At 37.2% G+C, this 4778-nt stretch carries 5 protein-coding genes; 3 read left to right on the top strand and 2 right to left on the bottom strand.

The genetic code is table 11. The features are described 5' to 3' along the window. Window positions 1–83 precede the first annotated feature (83 nt). On the bottom strand, window positions 84–1136 hold the full coding sequence (gene trpS, locus D6734_00470) for a tryptophan--tRNA ligase (GenBank protein RMF98376.1): 1053 nt from the start codon (window positions 1134–1136) through the stop codon (window positions 84–86). 48 nt (window positions 1137–1184) lie between these two features. Between trpS and D6734_00465 the strand changes: the two genes are divergently transcribed. Then, a complete protein-coding gene (locus tag D6734_00465) occupies window positions 1185–1727 on the top strand; it encodes a hypothetical protein (GenBank protein RMF98375.1) in 543 nt (180 codons plus the stop codon). Here D6734_00465 and D6734_00460 read toward each other — a convergent pair. Then, window positions 1718–3295, bottom strand: coding sequence for a thermosome subunit (locus tag D6734_00460; GenBank protein RMF98374.1), 1578 nt, complete (start codon window positions 3293–3295; stop codon window positions 1718–1720). The genes D6734_00465 and D6734_00460 overlap by 10 nt on opposite strands. A gap of 111 nt (window positions 3296–3406) precedes the next feature. Between D6734_00460 and D6734_00455 the strand changes: the two genes are divergently transcribed. Both D6734_00455 and D6734_00450 read left to right on the top strand, forming a co-directional pair. After that, the gene (locus D6734_00455; protein RMF98373.1) at window positions 3407–3889 is read left to right on the top strand and encodes a hypothetical protein; all 483 of its coding nucleotides are present in this window, start codon (window positions 3407–3409) and stop codon (window positions 3887–3889) included. 48 nt (window positions 3890–3937) lie between these two features. Further along, window positions 3938–4519 (top strand): CBS domain-containing protein, encoded by a 582-nt coding sequence (locus D6734_00450; protein ID RMF98372.1) that lies wholly within the window; start codon window positions 3938–3940, stop codon window positions 4517–4519. Window positions 4520–4778 lie beyond the last annotated feature (259 nt).

The following is a 4778-nucleotide window of genomic DNA, read 5'->3' as shown; positions in this document are numbered from 1 at the left end:
GCATACTATCTTTTTCTTTATAGGTCTACTCACTACTAAATGCAGTTGATTTTTACGGAGGGTTTGTGGCGCTTATTTTAAATTTACCTTAAAATTGACTTTTCTAAATCTGATTTTTTTATTTTGCTAACATTTTTTTGGAAGTTTTTTAGGTAATCTTTTAGCTTATCAAAAAGAAGGTCTTTCATTTCGCCTGATAACATTTCTCCTTTCTTGTACTTTTCAGCTATTTTTTTAGAATCATCTTCTGTTAGAAAGTAGCTTGAGAGGTATCTGAATGGTATGTCTACTTCCGGATTGCCCCCGTATTTTCTGTGTTCCTCAATTGTTTTTTTTCCCCCGCTGAAAGCTTTATTGCATTTTTTTCTTAATGTTTTTTCATCATCATTTAGAAAAATTGCATTGTTTTTTGATTTGCTCATTTTTTCGCCGTCAAGTCCCGGGACAAAAACCAAATGAAGAACGGCTGGCTTTCTTTCCCCGATTCTTGATGCGATGTCTCTTGCAATCCTTAGGTGAGCGTCTTCGTCTGGACCAATTGGCACAAGAACATTTTTTATTCCACGCTCTATGGCAGGAAATAAAACATGTGCCGCTTGAACCGCAGGATAGAAATGGAGCCCTATATTATCCTCAGAGCGATAGCCATATGTTGCTCTTACTTCAGATAAGGTAACTTTTTTGCTTAACCTTATTGCTAAATTGTAGATTTTTGTATATATCTGGTCAATTATAAAATGGGTTTTGTTTGGATCAAATCCAAGGGCTAATACTTCACGTGCAAGCTTCAGCGAGTTTTTTAGGGCTTCTTCTTGAGAGTTAATCTTACCTGAAACATAACTCTCGTCATCACTAATTGGGACAAAAACCTCAACCCCATACTTTTTTTGAAAAAAGAGGTTTGTGTCAAAGACAGCTTTGTGCCCAATGTGAAAGGTTCCGGAAGCATTAACCCCAGAAACTATGGCTGATTTTTCCCCTTTGATTAATCTTGAAAAAAATTTGTCAAAATCTCTGTGGGAATAAACAAGACCGTTTGAAAATGTATAGAAGTCTGGAAGTTTTATTCCATCTATTTTTTTTGCTCCGAATTCCGTTACGAGCTTTGTATTATCCTCAAAAACTTTAAATTTCATATATTTGACAAGAAAAAACTATTTATAATAGTTTTGAAAGACAGGTTAATGGCAACAGTGGATGAACTTGAAGAAAGAGTTGAAAGAATTGAGGAGGTTATTGAGAGGATAATGGCTCTTAAAAAAAATTGCAATATTGACAGGATTGACCGGCGGAAGTTAGGACTGATTGCAAGAGAGCTTCTTTCCATAAGAGGAGATTATACCTCGCGGATGGAAGAGATTTTGACAAGAGATGCTTTTATGCAGGGTTATGAATCTTATATGGCTTATCTTGAAAAAGCATTAAGTCAAACTCATGGCAAAAGCTGTGCTAAACGGGTAGTCCATGATTTTGAGGAAGGCGATGAACAGGTAATAATTGATAGTTTAGGCATGGAAGAATACGAACGTTTTCGTGATTATGTGAGAAGAAAGAGAGAGTTATTTGAATCTCTTTTTGAAAGCTCTATTTGGAGGGAAAGGGGGGAGCTAGAGCTTATGAAAACTATTGGTCGGGGGAGGCTTGCAGTAAACTTTGCTCTTTTTCCTGATGATTTTTATATTTCACTTTTTGAGAAAATAGAGAAAAAGTATGGGAGTTACTCATAGTCGGTCATTTTACTGATTTTTGCAGCCGTTTCGCCGGGTTTTTTAGCAGCAATTACATCATCAATTCTTAGGACGGTTATTGCGGCCTCAGTTGCTGAGGAGATTGCCTGAAGTTTTACACGCAAGGGTTCTACTATCCCAAGTCTTAGAGTATCTTCAATCCTGTTTTCAATGACATTTATGCCAAAAGTGTAGTTATCGAGATCGTGGCTTGAGCGAAGCTCAGTTAGAACATCAAAGGGGTCAATTCCTGCATTTTCTGCAAGTGCAATTGGGATTGATTCAAGCGCTAAAGCAAATTGTTCAACAGCAAGACTTTCACGACTGCCAAGAGTTTTAGCGTAGGCATGGAGGCGGCGCGCAAGCTCTATTTCAGTGGCTCCGCCGCCGGCAACAATTTTCCTGTCTTTGACAACTGAAGCGACTACTCCAAGTGCATCTTTTAAGGCTCTTTTTGCTTCGTCAATTATATGAGTAGAGCTTCCATAAACCAGAAATGTCGCAACAAGAGGGTTCTTGCACTCGCGAATAAAAACAAGGGAGGACTCTTCGTTACTGATTTCTTCTATTTCTCCTGCATCTCCAATTTCTTTTTGAGTGGCATCAAAAACTTTTGAAACAATGCCTGCGCCAGTTGAGCGGGAAATTAAGGAAAGTTCATCAGAATCTACACTACAAACAGCAAGAACGCCTTCGCGCGCGAGGGCGAATTTGACAAAGTTCTCAATTCCGCGGCTACAAAAAACCACATTTACTCCAAGACTTCGTATTTTAAGAACAATCTCTCTTAAAAATTCTTCTTCCTGAGCATAAAAATCTCTTAATTCTCCGGCACGTGAAACTGAAATTTGAGTTTCTCTTTCAAGGTTTGGTATTTCAAGGCCACCGTCAATTAGAAGAATCTTTGCGTTGTTAATCTTCTTTGGCATTTTTGGCGTTGCACGGCTGGCTGATAAGACTAATCCTTGAACAAGTTCAATTTTGTCAACACTTTTTCCTTTGACTTTTTCAATCTTTATATTCTCGAGGTCAATTTTTCTCCCGTCACCGGTTATTTCTGCTGCACGAACGACAAGTTTTGATAGGTGGTCTTTTAGAAATTCTACACCTTTGCCGGTCATAGCTGTTCTTGCAACTTTTTCAAGCTCGTCTTTTGATTCTATCTCCACAGAAAGCTCTTCGAGTATTTCCTGTGACTTTTCTTCAGCCATACGATAGCCTTTTGAGATAATTGTTGGGTGGATTTTTTTGTCCAATAGGGTTTCTGCATTTTCAAGAAGCTTTCCTGCAATCATGACAGCAGTTGTGGTTCCATCTCCTGCTTCCCGTTCCTGTGTTTTTGCGACATCAAGTATGAGTTTTGCGACTGGGTGGTCTACTTCCATTTCTTCAAGGATTGTTGCCCCGTCATTTGTTATGACTACATCCCCCGTTCTGTCAACAAGCATTTTGTCCATGCCACGCGGACCAAGAGTTGTCTTAAGTGTTTCAGACAGAACTCTTGCGGCAAGGATGTTATTCCTTCTTGCTTTATCTCCAAAGAATCTTTTATCTTCACTATTAATCATGAAGTAAAATTGCTAATTTGATTTAAAAGAATTGTTGTAATCTCCTTTTTGTATTAATCCTATAGTTACTACAATATAAAAACTTATAAACCTTAATTTATTTTTGATAATATGGAGTTTGAGATATGTCCTGAAGATCCATCAATTCTTAGGGCTTGTTTGCCACTTTTTTTAAAAAAACATGAGCTTAAAGAGTTTGAAGATAGAATCCGTGTAGGGGATAAGGGAGGGATAGCTTTTCTTCTTTTAGGAGATGTTGCTCCAGATATCGCAAGAATAAATGGTTACCCTAATATTTATTTTGTAAGCGATTTTATTTCAAACACCATTAGCTATATCAACGAATCACAAAAAATTGCTGATAGATACAATTTTAAATTGGTTGAATGTTCAAATAAGGGGATTAGGGCCATTAGGCACACGGCACCGGATACTGAAAACTCTAATTTAGATTCTCTTGGCATAGGAATCCAAGAAGTTTGTTCTGAGGAACGGTTAAAGGACTTTTTCAGAATGCTAAGTGAAGAAAGAGATTTTTTTAAAGTCCAGTATGAAAAAATAAGAAAACTCTCCTCTTTAGAAATTTTTAGCTAATCTTAAAGGGTTACAAATTTATTTAAATTAAAATTACCTGATGTTAAGATGATTTGGACTAAGAATAAGAAAATGAGGACAGGAATAAAAGTCGGAGACATAATGACCCGTAATTTTGTATTTGTGAGTCCTGACACGAACCTTAAGGAGTGTTCTAAAAAGATGGTTAAGTCAAAGGTTGGCTGTTTAATTGTAAAAGATGGGCAAAAACTTAAGGGGGTTCTCACTCGCAGGGAGATACTTTGGGCTATTATAAAGAAGTCAAAAAAGGACCTTGAAAGTATCCTTGCAAAAGATGTTATGAAAAAGAAGGTGGTAACGATAAAGCCGTCAGCAGACATAATTGAGGCAATGAATAAGTTTAAAAAAAAGAAGGTCAGGAGGCTTCCAGTAGTGGAATTTGGCAAGGTTATTGGAGTGATAACCTTAAAAGACATCCTGAAAATGGATCCGGGTCTTTTTGAAATGATTTATGAAATGATTCAGATAAAAGAAGAGACTGAAAAGATGAGAAAAATGGATACGGTAGTTGTTAGAAGGAATGGGATATGTGATGAGTGTGGAGATTATGCCCTCTTGTTAAAAGAAGATGAGATGTGGATATGCGACTCTTGTTATCATGAAAGATAAAAAAAGAAATTATCGCCGGGCAATCCATCCGTCGCCTTCTGCTTGCCAATGTGCTCCATCCATTGCTTCGTCTATTGCCCGGATTATTTTATCGCGCCCGCGCCTTCCGTCGGGCTCTATGTCATCGTAGAGAACCTCCAACCTCACAATCATTTTCTCACCTCCTAACAGCAAAAAGAATTATTTATTTAAATAAAATTATGAAGTTTGACATATATTTAAAATTTCAATTTCATTTAAATACAATTTGACTTAGGAG

The organism is Candidatus Schekmanbacteria bacterium, assembly GCA_003695725.1.
Classification (GTDB): Bacteria; Schekmanbacteria; GWA2-38-11; order GWA2-38-11; family J061; genus J061.
Note: the sequence above shows the minus strand (reverse complement) of the source record. Positions and strands in the feature narration are given on the sequence as shown.